General features: G+C 66.4%; 16 protein-coding genes. 6 read left to right on the forward strand and 10 right to left on the reverse strand.

The window, feature by feature from the left end; all coding sequences use genetic code 11:
• The first annotated feature begins 118 nt into the window (after window positions 1-118).
• Entirely contained in the window at window positions 119-598 is a 480-nt protein-coding gene (locus ACZI8R_RS10265; protein ID WP_463379493.1) for an RDD family protein, read from the forward strand.
• Between the two features lie 82 nt (window positions 599-680).
• Here the strand turns inward: ACZI8R_RS10265 and ACZI8R_RS10270 are convergent, their stop codons facing one another.
• The 5 genes from ACZI8R_RS10270 to sucB form a co-directional block, all read right to left on the reverse strand.
• Complete coding sequence (locus tag ACZI8R_RS10270) at window positions 681-1,439, reverse strand: DUF4191 domain-containing protein (RefSeq protein WP_463379494.1); 759 nt, start codon at window positions 1,437-1,439, stop codon at window positions 681-683.
• Between the two features lie 72 nt (window positions 1,440-1,511).
• Window positions 1,512-2,564: a lipoyl synthase gene (lipA, locus tag ACZI8R_RS10275; RefSeq protein ID WP_463379681.1), complete on the reverse strand. Its 1,053-nt coding sequence runs from the start codon at window positions 2,562-2,564 to the stop codon at window positions 1,512-1,514.
• Window positions 2,565-2,607: 43 nt separating this feature from the next.
• Entirely contained in the window at window positions 2,608-3,384 is a 777-nt protein-coding gene (lipB, locus tag ACZI8R_RS10280; protein WP_463379495.1) for a lipoyl(octanoyl) transferase LipB, read from the reverse strand.
• Window positions 3,385-3,456: 72 nt separating this feature from the next.
• Window positions 3,457-4,347: a TIGR01777 family oxidoreductase gene (locus ACZI8R_RS10285; RefSeq protein WP_463379496.1), complete on the reverse strand. Its 891-nt coding sequence runs from the start codon at window positions 4,345-4,347 to the stop codon at window positions 3,457-3,459.
• A gap of 73 nt (window positions 4,348-4,420) precedes the next feature.
• On the reverse strand, window positions 4,421-6,163 hold the full coding sequence (sucB, locus tag ACZI8R_RS10290) for a 2-oxoglutarate dehydrogenase, E2 component, dihydrolipoamide succinyltransferase (protein WP_463379497.1): 1,743 nt from the start codon (window positions 6,161-6,163) through the stop codon (window positions 4,421-4,423).
• A 336-nt stretch (window positions 6,164-6,499) separates the two neighbouring features.
• Between sucB and ACZI8R_RS10295 the strand changes: the two genes are divergently transcribed.
• Window positions 6,500-6,838, forward strand: a complete 339-nt coding sequence (locus ACZI8R_RS10295) for an oxidoreductase (RefSeq protein WP_463379498.1) — start codon at window positions 6,500-6,502, stop codon at window positions 6,836-6,838.
• Between the two features lie 24 nt (window positions 6,839-6,862).
• On the opposite strand, the gene ACZI8R_RS10300 is transcribed toward ACZI8R_RS10295, so the two are convergent.
• On the reverse strand, window positions 6,863-8,380 hold the full coding sequence (locus ACZI8R_RS10300) for a leucyl aminopeptidase (protein WP_463379499.1): 1,518 nt from the start codon (window positions 8,378-8,380) through the stop codon (window positions 6,863-6,865).
• Window positions 8,381-8,513: 133 nt separating this feature from the next.
• On the opposite strand from ACZI8R_RS10300, the gene gcvT reads away from it, so the two are divergent.
• Together gcvT and ACZI8R_RS10310 are read left to right on the forward strand one after the other, a co-directional pair.
• On the forward strand, window positions 8,514-9,614 hold the full coding sequence (gene gcvT / locus ACZI8R_RS10305) for a glycine cleavage system aminomethyltransferase GcvT (protein ID WP_463379500.1): 1,101 nt from the start codon (window positions 8,514-8,516) through the stop codon (window positions 9,612-9,614).
• A gap of 32 nt (window positions 9,615-9,646) precedes the next feature.
• A complete protein-coding gene (locus ACZI8R_RS10310) occupies window positions 9,647-10,750 on the forward strand; it encodes a branched-chain amino acid aminotransferase (RefSeq protein ID WP_463379501.1) in 1,104 nt (367 codons plus the stop codon).
• Here ACZI8R_RS10310 and ACZI8R_RS10315 read toward each other — a convergent pair.
• Genes ACZI8R_RS10315 through ACZI8R_RS10325 form a run of 3 tightly spaced genes read right to left on the reverse strand, consistent with a single transcriptional unit; the run spans window position 10,747 to window position 13,198 of the window.
• The gene (locus ACZI8R_RS10315; protein ID WP_463379502.1) at window positions 10,747-11,511 is read right to left on the reverse strand and encodes an adenosylcobinamide-GDP ribazoletransferase; all 765 of its coding nucleotides are present in this window, start codon (window positions 11,509-11,511) and stop codon (window positions 10,747-10,749) included. The genes ACZI8R_RS10310 and ACZI8R_RS10315 overlap by 4 nt on opposite strands.
• Window positions 11,512-11,514: 3 nt before the next feature.
• Window positions 11,515-12,570, reverse strand: coding sequence for a nicotinate-nucleotide--dimethylbenzimidazole phosphoribosyltransferase (gene cobT, locus ACZI8R_RS10320; RefSeq protein ID WP_463379503.1), 1,056 nt, complete (start codon window positions 12,568-12,570; stop codon window positions 11,515-11,517).
• 31 nt (window positions 12,571-12,601) lie between these two features.
• The gene (locus ACZI8R_RS10325) at window positions 12,602-13,198 is read right to left on the reverse strand and encodes a bifunctional adenosylcobinamide kinase/adenosylcobinamide-phosphate guanylyltransferase (protein ID WP_463379682.1); all 597 of its coding nucleotides are present in this window, start codon (window positions 13,196-13,198) and stop codon (window positions 12,602-12,604) included.
• A 99-nt stretch (window positions 13,199-13,297) separates the two neighbouring features.
• Between ACZI8R_RS10325 and ACZI8R_RS10330 the strand changes: the two genes are divergently transcribed.
• Window positions 13,298-13,519, forward strand: a complete 222-nt coding sequence (locus tag ACZI8R_RS10330; protein ID WP_463379504.1) for a hypothetical protein — start codon at window positions 13,298-13,300, stop codon at window positions 13,517-13,519.
• Window positions 13,520-13,550: 31 nt separating this feature from the next.
• On the opposite strand, the gene ACZI8R_RS10335 is transcribed toward ACZI8R_RS10330, so the two are convergent.
• Window positions 13,551-14,207 carry a DUF3043 domain-containing protein gene (locus ACZI8R_RS10335; RefSeq protein WP_463379505.1) on the reverse strand — a complete coding sequence of 219 codons (657 nt, stop codon included), beginning with the start codon at window positions 14,205-14,207 and terminating at the stop codon, window positions 13,551-13,553.
• A 100-nt stretch (window positions 14,208-14,307) separates the two neighbouring features.
• Between ACZI8R_RS10335 and ACZI8R_RS10340 the strand changes: the two genes are divergently transcribed.
• Window positions 14,308-15,402: a glycerate kinase family protein gene (locus tag ACZI8R_RS10340; protein ID WP_463379506.1), complete on the forward strand. Its 1,095-nt coding sequence runs from the start codon at window positions 14,308-14,310 to the stop codon at window positions 15,400-15,402.
• Window positions 15,403-15,477 lie beyond the last annotated feature (75 nt).

The following is a 15,477-nucleotide window of genomic DNA, read 5'->3' on the forward strand; positions in this document are numbered from 1 at the left end:
GTTACACGTGGCAACATTCTGGGCATATTGCTCGGTCTGTGACCGCTCACACATACTAATCGGCCTAGGTGAGGTCCCGTGGGCTGGATCAGCGACTTCGACGCCTATCCTGGACGGCATGGCACGGATTACGGGTTCTTGGCTCTCCGGACCCTCGGCAGCTCTGCCCGAGGGAACCGACGGAAAGACGCCGCAGAACTTCAAGGGTGAGCGGCTCGGATTGCCCGCAGAGGGCCCCGGATCGCTGTCCGGTACCGGTCGGCGCGTGGCGGCACTGATGATCGACTGGCTGTCGTCGGCGGGTGTCGCGGCCCTGTTCATCGGAGAGGGCGCCCTGCAAGGCGCGATCGGCACGATCACCCTGATGGTGTGGTTCGTCGTCGGTGTCGTCACCGTCAGCATCTTCTCGTTCACGCCGGGGCAGTTCTGCCTGGGTGTTCAGGTGGCTCGGATCGACGGACCGCACCGCGTCGGGGTGCGCAGGGCGCTCGGGCGCCAAGCTCTGCTCGTGTTCGTCGTCCCGGGAATCATCACGGACGTCGACAGTCGCGGTATGCAGGACCGCGCGACGGGGACGGCCCTGATCCGTACCCGCTGACCTGTTCCCCATCAACGACCAATGTCACACCGGTTTGCGTGAGCTGAACCTGTGTGACATTCGTCGTTGAAGGGGAGGGGAATCAGCGGCGGCGGATGGTGCGCTGCACGCCCTTCATCTTCGCGCCTCCCGGCATCGGACCCTTCGGGAGAGCCGCGCCGCCGCCGCGGTTGCTGAGTGCGGCGAGCCGGCCCTCGATGGCGTCCATGCGCTTGGTGTCGATGTTCTTGGGCAACTTGTTCAGGTGACGCTGCAGCTTGGACAACGGAACCTGGCCTTCGTCGTTGCCGACGACGAGGTCGTAGATGGGGGTGTCGCCGACGAGGCGAGAAGTCTTCTTCTTCTCCTGAGCGAGAAGCGCCTTGACTCGTTGAGGTGAACCCTCGGCCACCAGGATGATGCCCGGTCGACCGATCACGCGATGCACCGCATCCAGCTGGGTGGTGCCGGCGACCGCACTGTTCACGCGCCACGCGCCCTGCATGTTGTCGAGTGCCCAGGCAGCTGCTCCGGCCTGCCCCTCCGCTTTGCCGTACACGGTCTTCTGAACCCGGCGGCCGAAGATGATGAACGCACCGAGGATGCCGAGCACGATGCCGATGGGGAGGAGGAACCATTGGATTCCCCAGATGAGGCCGACGAGGAAGAAGAGAACCGCCAGGCCGACCAGAGTGCCGATCATCAGCGGCAGCAGCAGCTTGTCGTCCTTGCGCTGCATCTGGAACGCCTGCCAGAGCTGTGTTCTGCGCTCCTTGGACGCCTGCTTGCGGGTAGCCTTCGCGGCCGCCTTCGCTTCCTTGCTGGGTTTGCCCGCCTTGCTGCTCTTACTGCCGTTCGCCATGTCTCCAAGGATACGTCGCCGGGGTGGTGAACTTACGACCACTCCGGCGAGCGCATCGACGAGGGTGGTGGATCAGCGTGCGAGACGGGCGAGTAGGGAGCCCGCTTCCTGCGACGCGTCGCCGCCTTCCGTCAGATGTTCTTGTCCGGGAGGCAGTTCGCGACCGTGTCGTGCCATCGCCTGGGCGTACAGCCGACCGGCTCGATAGGACGACCGCACCAGCGGACCGGCCATTACTCCGGCGAACCCCATTTCTTCTGCGGCCTTGGAGTGCTCGACGAACTCCTCCGGCTTCACCCAACGCTCGACGGGGTGGTGCCGTGGTGACGGACGGAGGTACTGAGTGATGGTGAGAATGTCGCAACCGGCCTCGTGCAGGTCGTGCATCGCCTCGTTGACCTCTTCCGGCGTCTCGCCCATGCCGAGAATGAGGTTGGACTTCGTGACGAGGCCGTAGTCGCGCGCAGCGGTGATCACGTCGAGCGAACGCTGGTACCGGAAGGCCGGCCGGATCCGTTTGAAGATCCTCGGAACCGTCTCTACATTGTGCGCAAGGACCTCGGGGCGCGACGAGAACACTTCTTCGAGCAACTCGGGTACGCCGTTGAAGTCGGGGATCAGGTTTTCGACTCCGGTACCGGGGTTGAGCTCGTGGATTTTGCGTACCGTCTCCGCATACAGCCAGGCACCGCCGTCCGGCTGGTCGTCACGAGCGACGCCGGTGATGGTGGAGTAGCGCAGGCCCATCGCCTGGACGCTCTCGGCGACTCGGCGCGGTTCGTCGCGGTCGAGTTCGGCGGGCTTTCCGGTGTCGATCTGGCAGAAGTCGCATCGCCGGGTGCACTGCTCGCCGCCGATGAGGAATGTGGCCTCACGGTCTTCCCAGCATTCGTAAATGTTGGGGCAGCCCGCCTCTTCGCAGACGGTGTGCAGACCTTCGCGCTTCACCAGACCTTTGAGTTCGGTGTATTCGGGGCCCATCTTGGCGCGAGTTTTGATCCAGTTGGGCTTACGTTCGATCGGGGTCTCCGCATTTCGGATCTCGAGGCGGAGAAGTTTGCGCCCTTCCGGAGCGGCGGGCGCACTGGCAGCGGGGTTGTCGGGTGTGACAGTCACGCGTCCGATCGTACGCCTGGGAGTCGCCCGCTCAGGGGGCGGGCACGCCTGGTCAGCTGTACTGGACAGTAGTGAAAGTCGGCTGCTGCGAAGGCGCGTCGGACACGTGTGGGACAACTCTCTCGATGTCGTGGTCGGTCACCTCGAGGACGCCGTCGAGAGCGTCTGCGACAGCTGAGGTGACGGCGTCGACGACCTCGTCGACGGTGACGTCTCGCCCCAGCTCGGCAGACAGCGAGGTGACCCCCGCATCGGTGATACCGCACGGGACGATGGTGTCGAAGGCGCCGATGTCGGAGTTGCAGTTGAGGGCGAAGCCATGCAGCGCGACACCTCGCTGGACACGCACCCCGATTGCGGCGACCTTCCGTTCGGGCAACCACGCGCCGTTACGCAGAACCGCCGGAAGCCAGACGCCGGATCGGCCGTCCACTCGGCCGCACGCGAGGCCGTAGCTCTCGCACACGCTGATCAAGGCCTGCTCTATGCGACGCACGTAGCGCACGACGTCCACCGGCTCCGCAAGCCTGACGATCGGATAGCCGACCAGCTGACCGGGACCGTGCCACGTGATCTTGCCGCCGCGGTCGACGTCGATGACCGGCGTTCCGTCGGAGGGACGATCCTCGGGCGCTGTCCGCCGGCCGGCGGTGTAGACCGCCGGGTGCTCGAGCAGGAGCATCGTGTCGTGGTCGGTGGCGCCGTCTGCCCGATCCTGCGCGAGGGACCGCTGCTTGTCCCAGGCCTCGACGTAGTCCGTCAGCCCGAGGTGTTCGATTCGCATGGGAGTCGAGGACAGACGCGCCGATGTCGGATAGGTGCCAGCCATGACGTCGAGATTACGCGGACCCGATCAACTTGCGAGCACTGCTACCGATCAACTTGCGAGCACCGCTCCCGATCAACTTGCGAGCACTGCTCCCAGGGCCTCTCCGATGGTGTTGCGCCGAAACGCGAACCCGGCACCCTCCAACGCATTCGGGATTGCGCGTTGTCCCGCCAAGAGTCCGATGCGCGCGAACTCGCCGACTGCGGCCGACAGTGCGAAACCGGGAACCACCCAAGGGGCCGGACGGTGTAGAGCGCGCGCGAGCGCCGAGGTGAACTCTGCGTTTGTGACCGGTGCGGGCCCGGTGAGATTGACCGGACCACGGATCTCGTCGTGGGTGAGCACGAACTTGACCGCGTCCACTTCGTCTTCGAGCGCTATCCATGGAAAGTACTGCCGGCCGTCGCCGAGACGGCCGCCCAGGCCGAGGGAGAAGAGTCCGCGTAGCCGGCCGAGGGCGCCGCCGCGCGGCGACAGGACGACTCCGCTGCGCAAGAGCACGGTTCGAGTTCCGGCGTCGGTCGCAGTGGTGGTTGCACGTTCCCAGTCTTGACAGGTCGTGGACAGGAAGTCGGTACCGACGGTCGCGGATTCGGTGACGACGTGCGCACCACAGTCGCCGTAGTATCCGACCGCTGATGCGCTTGCGAACACCGGTACACCGGCGTCGGCCACAGCCGTGGCGAGGACATCGGTGGAGATGATTCGACTGTCCCGGATCAATTGCTTATAGGCACCGGACCAGCGGGTGTCACCGATCCCGACGCCGCACAGGTTCACGACCGCGTCTGCGCCCCGGATCGCTGCGACCGGCACCTGACCACGTTCCGGATCCCACCTGGCCTCGTCCGGTCCGGCCGTCGGGCGGCGGACCAAGCGGACGACATCGTGACCGTCGGATCGAAGCGAGGACACGAGGGCAGTACCGATCAGGCCGGAGGACCCGGCCACGACGACTCGCATGTAGACCTCCTCGCGAAACACCGGAGGCGCCATCCCGGCATGGAATGGCGCCTCCGGTGGGTTCAGCTTATTGCTACAGGCCCAGATCCGCTTCGAACGACGCTTCCTCGAGACGCTGCTTGACCGTCGTCAGGAAACGGCCGGCGTCCGCGCCGTCAACGAGGCGATGGTCGTACGTCAGAGGCAGGTAGCACATCGACCGGACGCCGATCGACTCGCTTCCGGCCTCGTCGGTGACCACGACAGGACGCTTGACGATGGCGCCGGTACCCAGCATCGCCGCCTGCGGCGGAACCAGGATCGGGGTGTCGAAGAGAGCGCCCTGGCTACCGATGTTGGTGATCGTGAAGGTGCCGCCGGACAGTTCGTCGGGCTTGAGTCCGCCCGAACGCGCGCGCTTGGCGATATCTGCGATGGCACGCGCGAGGCCGGCCAGCGAGAGGTTGCCGGCATTGTGGATGACCGGTGAGAGTAGGCCCTGCTCGGTGTCCACTGCGATACCCAGGTGCTCGGCGTCGTAGTAGGTGATCTGCTTGGCGTCCTCGTCGTAGCTGGCGTTGACGTTGGGGTGCGACTTGAGCGCCTCGACCACTGCCTTGGCAAAGAACGGGAGGAACGTCAGCTTGACGCCCTCACGCTCGAGGAACGTGTCCTTCGCCTGAGCTCGCAGTGCGGCGATCTTGGTCACGTCGACCTCGAACGTCTGCGTGAGCTGTGCCGTCGTCTGCAGCGACTCGCGGGTCTTGGTCGCCGTGATCTGGCGGATCCGATTGGCCTTCTGCGTGGTTCCACGCAGGTGGGCCAGTTCCGGGCGGACACCGGCAGCCGGGCCCGTTGCGGCCGCAGGAGCGGATGCCTGCGGCGCCGATGCCGCAGGCGCCTTCTGGGCGTCTGCTGCGGCGAGGACATCCTGCTTGCGGATGCGTCCGCCGACTCCGGTGCCGGTGAGGCTCCCGAGATCGACGTTGTTCTCGGCCGCGAGCTTGCGGACGAGTGGGGTGACGTACGGCGTGGCGTCGCCGGCAGGTTTCGCCGACTCGGACCGAGGAGCCGGTGCGGACTCCTGCTTCGGTGCGGACTCTTGCTTCGGTGCCGGCTCGGGGGTGGGCGCGGGCGCCGGGGCAGGAGTGGGTTCGGGTGCAGGTGCGGCGGCAGCCGGTTCCGGTGCGGGGGCAGGGGCCGACTTCTGGGCCGGTGAACCCGATCCCACGACCGCGAGCTGTCCGCCGACATCGACGACGTCGTCTTCCTGCGCACTGATTTCGAGGAGTACACCGGCAACGGGAGACGGGATCTCCGTATCGACCTTGTCGGTGGAGACTTCGAGAAGAGGCTCGTCGACCGCAACTTCGTCGCCCACGGCCTTGAGCCAGCGGGTGACGGTGCCCTCCGTGACGGACTCGCCGAGTTCCGGCATCTTCACCGACGTGCCCTCGGCAGCACCCGAAGATTCGGCAGAGCTCGAAGACTGTGCGGGGGCGGATTCGGCGGGGGCTTCTGCAGCGGGCGCAGGGGCGGCCTCGGCAGCGGGGGCCTCGTTCGCGGGCTCCGGTTCGGAGGTCGGCTCGGGGGACTCGCCGGCATCACCGATCACGGCGAGCTCACCGCCGATGTCGACGGTGTCGTCTTCCTGCGCGACGATTTTGCTCAGCACGCCGGCAGCGGGAGACGGGATCTCGGTGTCCACCTTGTCCGTGGAGACTTCGAGCAGGGGTTCGTCGACTTCGACCGTGTCTCCTTCCTGCTTGAGCCACCGAGTGACAGTTCCCTCGGTGACGCTCTCACCAAGAGCTGGCATCTGGACGGAGAAGGCCATGTCTTTTGACTCCTCGACAGTTGTGTTCGGGTTTCGTTGAAGTTGTGTCGACTTGTGGTCGTGAACTTGTGCTCGTGAACCATTGTGCTCGAGTTACACACGCAGTGTGGGTTACTGGTTGGTAATGCAGTAGACCGTCACCCAGTCACAGTGTCGGCGCCGTCTCATCCTTCCACTCTCGGGTCTTCCGTGTCCGACGAGGGTGACCGTGTCGCATGTGGAAAGGATGCCACTTTCGACCTACTGGCCAGTAGATTTGCGTTGACGTCGTGGATGTCGACTTGCTGGCAAACTTGTACGACCGGCACAGGTCGGGCTCGTCGAAGGAGGCGGAACGTGGGATTGTTCGATCGGTTCTCGCGCAAGGGGCGCGCGCGACAGGTGCCGTCCAACGACGATGCGGCGTACCTGGCGCAGTGGACGCACACGCACACCGGCGTCGAGGCGTACGTGGAACCGCAGACCACCGTCACCGAGGTGACCGTGGTTCTCGTGGCGACCGACGGGGAGTGGACCCGCCGCCGAGTCGGTGGTGAGCAGGGCGCCCGGAAACTCGGCAAGGACTTGAAGATTCCCGTCTACGACGTACGCAAGACGGGGTATCCGCAGCGAATGCGAGACTTCGATTCTCGACGGCGAATCGAGCGGAAGCGGGAGCGCGAACGCGACCTGTGAGCGCACTCCCGCATCCGTCGGCGATCAGCCGTGTGCGGCGATGTCCTCGATGACCGTGATCATGGTGCGCACGGGAACTCCGGTGCCACCCTTTCCGGTGTAGCCCCACGGTCCGGACGTGTTGTACGACGGTCCTGCCACGTCGATGTGGGCCCACTGCACGCCCTCGGCGACGAATTCCTTCAGGTAGATCCCGGCGACGAGCATGCCGCCCCAGCGCTGGTTGGTGACATTGGCGAGGTCCGCGACCTTGGAGTCGAGATCCGCACGCAGTTCGCCCGGAAACGGCATCGCCCACCCGTTCTCGCCGATCTGCTGCGACAGAGTCGCCACGCGATCACGGAATTCGTCGGTGCCCATCACGCCCGGCGTGCGATTGCCGAGGGCGACCATCTGGGCGCCGGTGAGCGTGGCGGTGTCGATCAGATAATCCGGCTCGTCTTCGCAGGCGCGGACGATGGCGTCCGCCAGGATGAGGCGTCCCTCGGCATCCGTGTTGATCACCTCGACCGTGGTGCCGCCGTACTGGGTCAGGACGTCGCCGGGCCGCTGGGCGGTGGAGGACGGCATGTTCTCGGCCATCGGCACGGTGGCCGTGACGTCGACCGCCAGCCCGAGTTCCGCTGCCAGGACGACGGTGGCGACGACTGCCGCGGCGCCGCCCATGTCCGACGTCATGTTCTCCATGCTCGCTGCCGGCTTGATCGAGATTCCGCCGGTGTCGAACGTGATTCCCTTGCCGACGAGGGCCACCTTGGGGGCGCCCTTCTTCTTGGCGGCGTACGACAGTCGAACCAGTCGTGGCGGTCGTGACGATCCCTTGCCGACTCCGATGATGCCGCCGTAGCCGTCCTTCTCGAGTGCTTTCTCGTCCAGGACTTCCACCTTCAGGCCGGCCGCGGTTCCAAGGGTTCTGGCGCGTTCGGCGAACTCGGCGGGGAAGAGGTGGCTCGGGGGAGTGTTGACGAACTCACGGGCCGTCGCGACGGCCTTCGCCACGGCGACCGACCGCTCGAGGACGGATTTGAGGGACTTGTCCTTCGGAGCGGAGACGAGCAACTCGACCGACCCGAGGGGTCCCGAGTCGGGGCCGGGCGCCGACTTCGCGGACTTGTACTCGTGGAACACGTACGAGCCGAGCGCGAAACCTTCCGCCGCGGCGGCGAGGTCGAGAACCGACAGCGTCGTGGCTGCGATGCCCACACCCTTCAGGCTGCGGGCGGCCGCTCCTGCAGATTTGCGAATCTGCTCCGCATCGAGCGAATCGGCCGCTCCGAGACCGACAGCGACGACGCTGTCCACGGGCAACGAGTCCGGTGCGGGAACGCGAGTGATCTCCTCTGCCGAGCCCGTCGCGCCAACGAGGGCGAGATCGTCGAGGACTGCCGAGAGAACCGCGTCGTCCACCGTGCCGTCGGCGAGTGCGAGTTCCGGTCCGTCGGCGGACTTGGTCAGGCCGATCACCAACACGTCCGCACGCTTTCCGACGCTGCTCGCCAACGCGAGGGTGGGTCCGAGTGGTCGGGGTGTGTAAGTGCTCACTGTGTCTCCTGAATCGTTTCGGATACGAGGCCTGCGCCGGGCGGACCCGACCGTCACCGATGCTAGCCCGACGGCGCGGGCGCGGCTCGGAACCGGATGCGGCGCACCCGAGGGGTCCGATAGGTTGTCCCGCATGACCGACGATCAGTTGCTGCAGGGCCCCCTCCATTCCGTTCACGTCGATCTCGGCGCGACGTTCGCGCCGTTCGGCGGGTGGGAGATGCCGGTGTCGTATTCGGGCGTGGTGGCCGAACACAACGCGGTGCGAGCGAGCGTGGGACTGTTCGACGTCAGCCACCTTGGCAAGGCTCTCGTGTCGGGGCCGGGGGCGGCGGAGTTCGTCAACTCTGCGCTCACCAACGATCTGAACAAGATCGGTCCGGGCAAGGCCCAGTACACGCTGTGCTGCACGGCGTCCGGCGGCGTGATCGACGATCTGATCGCCTACTACGTCGGACCGGACGAGGTGTTCCTCGTACCGAACGCCGCCAACACGGCCGATGTCGTCGCGGCACTGCAAGCGCAGGCACCCGAGGGTGTCACCGTCGAGAACCAGCATCGCGGCTACGGCGTCGTCGCGATTCAGGGTCCGAAGACGGTGGAGGTGCTCACCGGACTGGGCATCCCCACGGACATCGAATACATGGGTTTCGCAGACGCCACATGGAACGGCCTCCCGGTACGCGTGTGCCGCAGTGGCTACACCGGGGAGGTCGGATACGAACTCCTCCCACGGTGGGAGGACAGCGAGCAATTGTTCCGGGCGCTCGTCGACGCCGTTCGATCCGCGGGCGGCGAAGTGGCCGGTCTCGGTGCCCGCGACACCCTTCGAACCGAGATGGGATATCCGCTGCACGGCCACGAGCTGTCGTTGGAGATCTCACCGCTCGAGGCCCGGTGCGGGTGGGCTGTCGGCTGGAAGAAGCCCGCGTTCTGGGGTCGCGAGACTCTCGTCGACGAGAAGGCTGCGGGTCCGGCCAGAAAATTGTGGGGAATCAAGGCCTTGGATCGCGGAGTGCTGCGCGCCGGTCAGTCGGTGCAACGCGACGGTGCCACCATCGGAGAGAACACCTCGGGCACCTTCTCGCCGACCTTGAAGGTCGGAATCGCGCTCGCTCTGATCGACGTCGACGCCGGTGTGGCGGCGGGCGACCAGGTGGACGTGGACGTGCGCGGAAGGTCGCTGCGCTGCGAAGTGGTCTCGCCGCCGTTCGTGGACGTCAACACCAAGTAGGTCGATTCGCGTCGTTCGATAGGATCACCTGCATGACAGAGGCCACCGAGTTCGTTCGCGTCCAGCACCCTTCGCCTGCCACCGCGCAGGCGCGGAAGGAGATTCTGGACGCGCCGGGCTTCGGTCGGTATTTCACCGACCACATGGTGTCCATCGACTACTCGGCAGGCAAGGGCTGGCACGATGCGCGCATCGAGCCGTACGGCCCACTGACTCTCGACCCGGCCGCGATGGTCCTGCATTACGGTCAGGCGATTTTCGAGGGGCTCAAGGCCTACCGGCAGGCCGACGGCGCCATCTCTTCGTTCCGCATCGAAGCGAACGCGGAGCGGTTCGCCACGTCGGCCCGCCGTCTGGCGATGCCCGAACTTCCCGCCGACACCTTCGTTCAGTCGATCGTCGAGTTGCTCGACATCGATCACGACTGGGTGCCGGAGGCGGGCGGCGAGGACGCGCTGTATCTGCGCCCGTTCATGTTCGCGACCGAAGCGGGCCTCGGGGTTCGGCCGGCCGACTCGTATCGCTACCAGCTCATCGCCTCGCCGGCGGGTGCCTACTTCCCTCGGGGAGTCCACCCCGTCAGTGTGTGGTTGTCCACCGAATACGTGCGCGCTGCGCCCGGCGGCACCGGCGCTGCCAAGTTCGCCGGAAACTATGCGGCGTCACTTCTCGCTCAGGCTCAGGCTGCGGAACAGGGCTGCGATCAGGTGGTATGGCTCGACGCCATCGAACGGTCGTACGTGGAGGAGATGGGCGGCATGAACCTCTTCTTCGTGTTCGGTTCCGGTTCGGATGCGCGTTTGGTCACCCCGGCGCTGTCCGGCTCGTTGCTTCCGGGTATCACCCGTAACTCCCTGCTCGGTCTTGCCGCCGACTCGGGACTCCCGGTCGAGGAGCGGAAGATCAGCACGGAGGAACTGCGCACCAAGAGTGAATCCGGGGAGATCACAGAGGTTTTCGCGTGCGGTACCGCCGCCGTGATCACCCCGGTCGGACGCGTCAAGTCGGAGTCCGGTGAGTTCACTATCGCCGACGGCGAACCCGGTGAGGTGACGATGGCTTTGCGCGACACACTGACCGGCATCCAGCGAGGCACCTTCGCGGACATCCACGGCTGGATGACGAAGCTGCGCTAGCCGCCCGCTGCTGCGCTCAGCGTGACCGCTAGTGCGGTCACGCTCAGTTCGAGTGTTGCGCCCAGAACGTCCCCGCCGAGACCGCCGAATCTCCGTATGCAGTGCCGGACGAAGAAGACGGTCGCTCCGAGTACAGCTGCGGTGACCAGGGGACCGAACCACGGTGTCGAGGCGCACCAGACCGACGCCACGAGTGTGATCGCAGTCCATACACCGATGGCCACCGGACCCTGTGTGCCCGCGACGAGGGCACCGAAGCCTCGGTCACTCGCAGCCGACGTGCCACGCCTGCACGCGATCACGACGGCCACTCGCCCTGCGAACACGACCAGAACCAGCGCACCCCACCTGCCGGCCGAGGCGAGCTCTGCGAACGCCCAGGCCTGCGCGCCCAGGCACACGACGAGCGTGGCGACACCGAACGGACCGGCGCCGCCGCTGTGCATGACCTCGTGTGCGCGTTCGGGCGGGCCGTAGCAACCGAGCCCGTCGAAAGTGTCGGAGAGGCCGTCGATGTGCATGCCGCGGGTCACGAGTGCGTGTGCACCGACGGTGAGTATGCCCGCGAGCGGGGGAGCGAGGCCGACCGCGGTCAGCAGCCAGAGCAGTGCCGCGACGACTGCGCCGAGAGCGAGTCCCGTCAGTGGTGCTGCCGTGATGGCGCGGGCAGCAGATCGTCGATCGACGGCGGCCGGGCCGCCGACCGGCAGGACCGTGAGCCACGAGAATGCCAGCCGGACAGCCTCACCCTCTCGCCTCACGCGTCAGCTCGCGTCGTCCGTCGTGACGCCGGCTTCTGCGAAAGTGGCCATGTTGGCAAGTGTCGCAATGGCCGCCTGCAGTACGGGAAGGGCGGTGACGGCACCCGATCCCTCACCCAAGCGCATCTCGAACTCCAGCAAAGGATCCAGCTGAAGGTGCTTCAACGCGATGGAGTGCGCGGGCTCGGTGGATCGATGCCCCGCCAGCCACCATTCGCGAGCGCCGTGCGCGAGTTCCTCTGCTACGACCGCGGCAGCGGTGACGACCACTCCGTCCAGGATGACCGGTGTCCGCCGTACCGAGGCTTGGGCGAGGAACCCGGCCATCGCCGCGATGTCCGCCCCCGAGGACGTGGCGAGCAGTGCGACCGTATCGCGCACGTGGGGACGGGCACGTCGCATCGCGTCGCGGATCGCGGCCGTCTTTCGGATCCAACCGGCATCGTCGATTCCGGTTCCGCGGCCCACTGCAGCCACCGGCTCGGTATCGGTGATGGAGGCGATCAGTACAGTCGCCGGCGTGGTGTTGCCGATTCCCATGTCTCCGACGATGAGAAGATCTGCACCGGAGTCGATTTCGTCGTCCGCGATGGCTCGGCCGGCCGCGATCGCGCTCAGCACCTCCTCGCGGGTGAGGGCGTCCTCGATGTCGATGGAGCCGGACGAGTTACGTACCTTGTATGCGGAAGTCGTCTCGTCGGTGTCGGCAGCGACCGCCATGTCGACCACTCGAACGCCGGCTCCCGCGACGGCGGCGAGAGCGTTGACCGCGGCGCCACCGGCCTGGATGTTGGCGACCATCTGGGCTGTGACTTCGGTGGGGTAGGCAGACACCCCGTGCTGAGCGATCCCGTGGTCGCCTGCGAAGACCACCACCCGGGGCCGGGTGAGTTCGCGCGGCGGGCAGACACCCTGGCAGGCGGACGCCCAGCACGACAACGTCTCGAGGCGTCCCAGGGAATCTGCGGGCTTCGTCAGAACCGAGTGCCGGGCCCGTGCCTGCGCGTACACCTCACGATCAGGAGGGGATACGGCGTCGAATCGGGCGTCCGGGGTCACTCACACAGCCTTCCGTAGGTGTCGAACATCTTCAGCTTCCAACGTCTTTCAGGACCAGCGGGAGCCCCGCCACAACGAGGACGACCCGATCGCATTCGTGCGCGAGTCGGGCGTTGAGGGCGCCGATCTCGTCACGGAACAGTCTTCCCGATCGTGATTCCGGCACTACGGCCAACCCGACTTCGGGAGTCACGATCAGCAGATCTCTGGGGTATGTGCGCACGCGATCGACGAGGGAATCGATGTCGACGGCGATGGTGCCTCGCGGGCGATCCCACGCGTGTGCTCGGTCGAGAGTGTCGGTGAGCCAGGTACCCAGGTCGTCGACGAGAGTGACGGGCCAGTCGGTGCGGCTCAGTTCGTCGACGAGACCGCGGTGGTGGGCGGTCTCGACGACGTTCCAGTGTGTGGGGCGTCGTCGCCGGTGTCCGTCGATGCGGTCTTCCCAGTCGGAATCGTCGGGGTGGCGACGGGCGGTGGCGAGGTACCGGACGGCGACGGAGTTCGGCACTCCGCCGGCGAGCGACTCTGCGTGCGCGGACTTGCCGGAGCGGGCGCCGCCCAGAATGAGGGTTCGAACTCCGTTGTCGGCTCGTTCGGTATCGGGCACGGTGTCAGACGTTACCAAGGCCACGGACCGTCGAGTCCGCTTCCGTGGCAGTTTTCCGGCGAACAACGACAGTTCTGCCACTTACGGCAGAAATGAGACTGGCGCAGCATTACTGCCATGATTGAAATCCTGGCACTCGTAGTCATCATGATCGCGCTCGACCGGGCAGTCGTCTGGGCGGGCAGTCGCGTCGGCGGGAATCGGATCCCGCGTTCATTGGCGCGTCTCTACAACACCAATCGCGATTACTCGTATCGCGACGATGAGTTCAGGCCGGCGGATCCGATGGTCGATTTCGCCGACGACCGCGAGGGGCGAATCGCCCCGCAGTTCTGCTGAGGTCGCGCGTGGAGTTCGGCCGACAGGACCCTCAGATCGCGTCGCCCGGGCTCACGCGGGGCTTGGGAGCCCGCAACTTTCGGATCTGCGACGCACGCACGAACGCGTACCACCCGAGCTTGAATCCGCCGTCCGGAGTGTCCGGGAATCGCGCCCGGACACGGTTGTTCACCAGACGGCCGAGGTAGACGCCCTCACCGGCCATGAAGACCATCATGACGAGCATGGCGAGAGTGATGATCGCCTGTAGCTGCGGACTCACGAACATCGCCATGATCAGAACCAGGGCGAGCGGCATGAACAGGCCGACGAGGTTGCGTCGGGCATCGATGATGTCGCGGACGTAGGCGCGGACCGGTCCCTTGTCGCGGGGGAGCAGGTACTTGTCGTCGCCGGCGAGCATGCGTGCTCGGCGCTCCTGGGCATTCGCCCGGCGCTCCGACGCGGCCACCTTGCGGTCGTCCTTGCTGCCCTTGTTGGCCTTCTTGCGGGCCCTGGCCTCTTTCGCGGTCATCGGCGCAGGCGCGACCGGGCCGCGGCGCTTGCCTTCGGCATCGCGTCGTTTCGGGGTGGGACGGCCCTTGCCGACACTCTCCGGTGTCGAGGTTTCCTCGATCGCAGAAGACTCGGTGACCTCGACGTCTCGCTTGTCAGGTTTGTCCGAATCGCCTCGTCGTAGCAGTTTCACACTCCCAGGCTATGGGATGGACCGCGAAGAGGGAAAACCGGTACCGATGTCATCGTCGGAGAAAAATGCCGTGTGGGCTGCGCAGCCGTACACTTTCGCGATGCGCGTGCTGATCGCTCCCGACTCGTACGGTGACACCCTGACCGCCGATTCGGCGGCCACGGCCATCGCCGCCGGATGGGCGACCGCGCGCCCCGGCGACGACCTCGTGCAATCCCCGTGCTCCGACGGTGGTCCAGGATTCGTCGACGTACTGGCCGCGACCGGCGGCTCGCTACGGGAACTCGAAGTGGAGGGCCCGCTCGATACCCGCGTCACCGCACGGTGGCTGTTGGACGCCGGTTCGCTGGACGGAATCGAATGTGGCCAGGTCGCGTATGTCGAATCCGCTCAGGCGTGTGGGTTACATCTCCTCGGCGGATCGCCGACACCGGCCACGGCGCTGGCTGCACACAGCAGGGGAGTGGGCCAACTCGTAGAGGCGGCGGTTTCGGCGGGAGTTCGCAGAGTGGTCGTCGGTCTCGGTGGTAGCGCCTGCACGGACGGGGGCCGGGGGTTCGTGGCGGCGCTCGGCGGGCTGGCGAACGCGCGTACTCGCCTCGCCGGTATCGAGGTCGTGGCTGCCACCGACGTCGAGAACCCCTTGACGGGGCAGGAGGGTGCCGCACACGTATTCGGACCACAGAAGGGCGCCGATTCCGCAACGGTCGCGGTTCTCGAACGGCGAAACTGCGAGTGGGCCCGCGAACTGGCGGGCGCGGCGGGGCGCTCCGTGGACGAGGTGCCTGGTGCCGGAGCGGCCGGCGGGCTGGGCGCGGCACTTCTGGCAGTCGGGGCGATCCGCGTATCCGGCGCCGACGTCGTCGCCGAGCGGACGTCGCAGGACGACACCCTTGCCACGGTGGATCTGTTGATCACCGGCGAAGGGCGACTCGACGATCAGTCGTTGCGTGGGAAGGTCGTGACCGCGCTCGCCGGTCGGGCTCGCACGCTGGGTGTACCGGCGATCGCGCTCGCCGGACAGGTGAACCTCGACCCGGACTCGCTCGCCGCTGCGGGAATAGTCGACGCGAGGTCCATCGCCGACATCGCAGGGTCCGTAGAGGTGGCCATGTCGGATGCAGCAGCGCAACTGCGCAGACTGGCGGAGCGTGTAGCGCACGAGTACGGCGGCACTTCCCGACCGAGGACGTGACAGGGGCCGTGTGTCCGATACGATGGGGTAGTTGCTTTGCGGCCCGGGAATAAGATCGGCGCGGAGTACCGTTGA

This window comes from Rhodococcus huquni, from assembly GCF_055231055.1.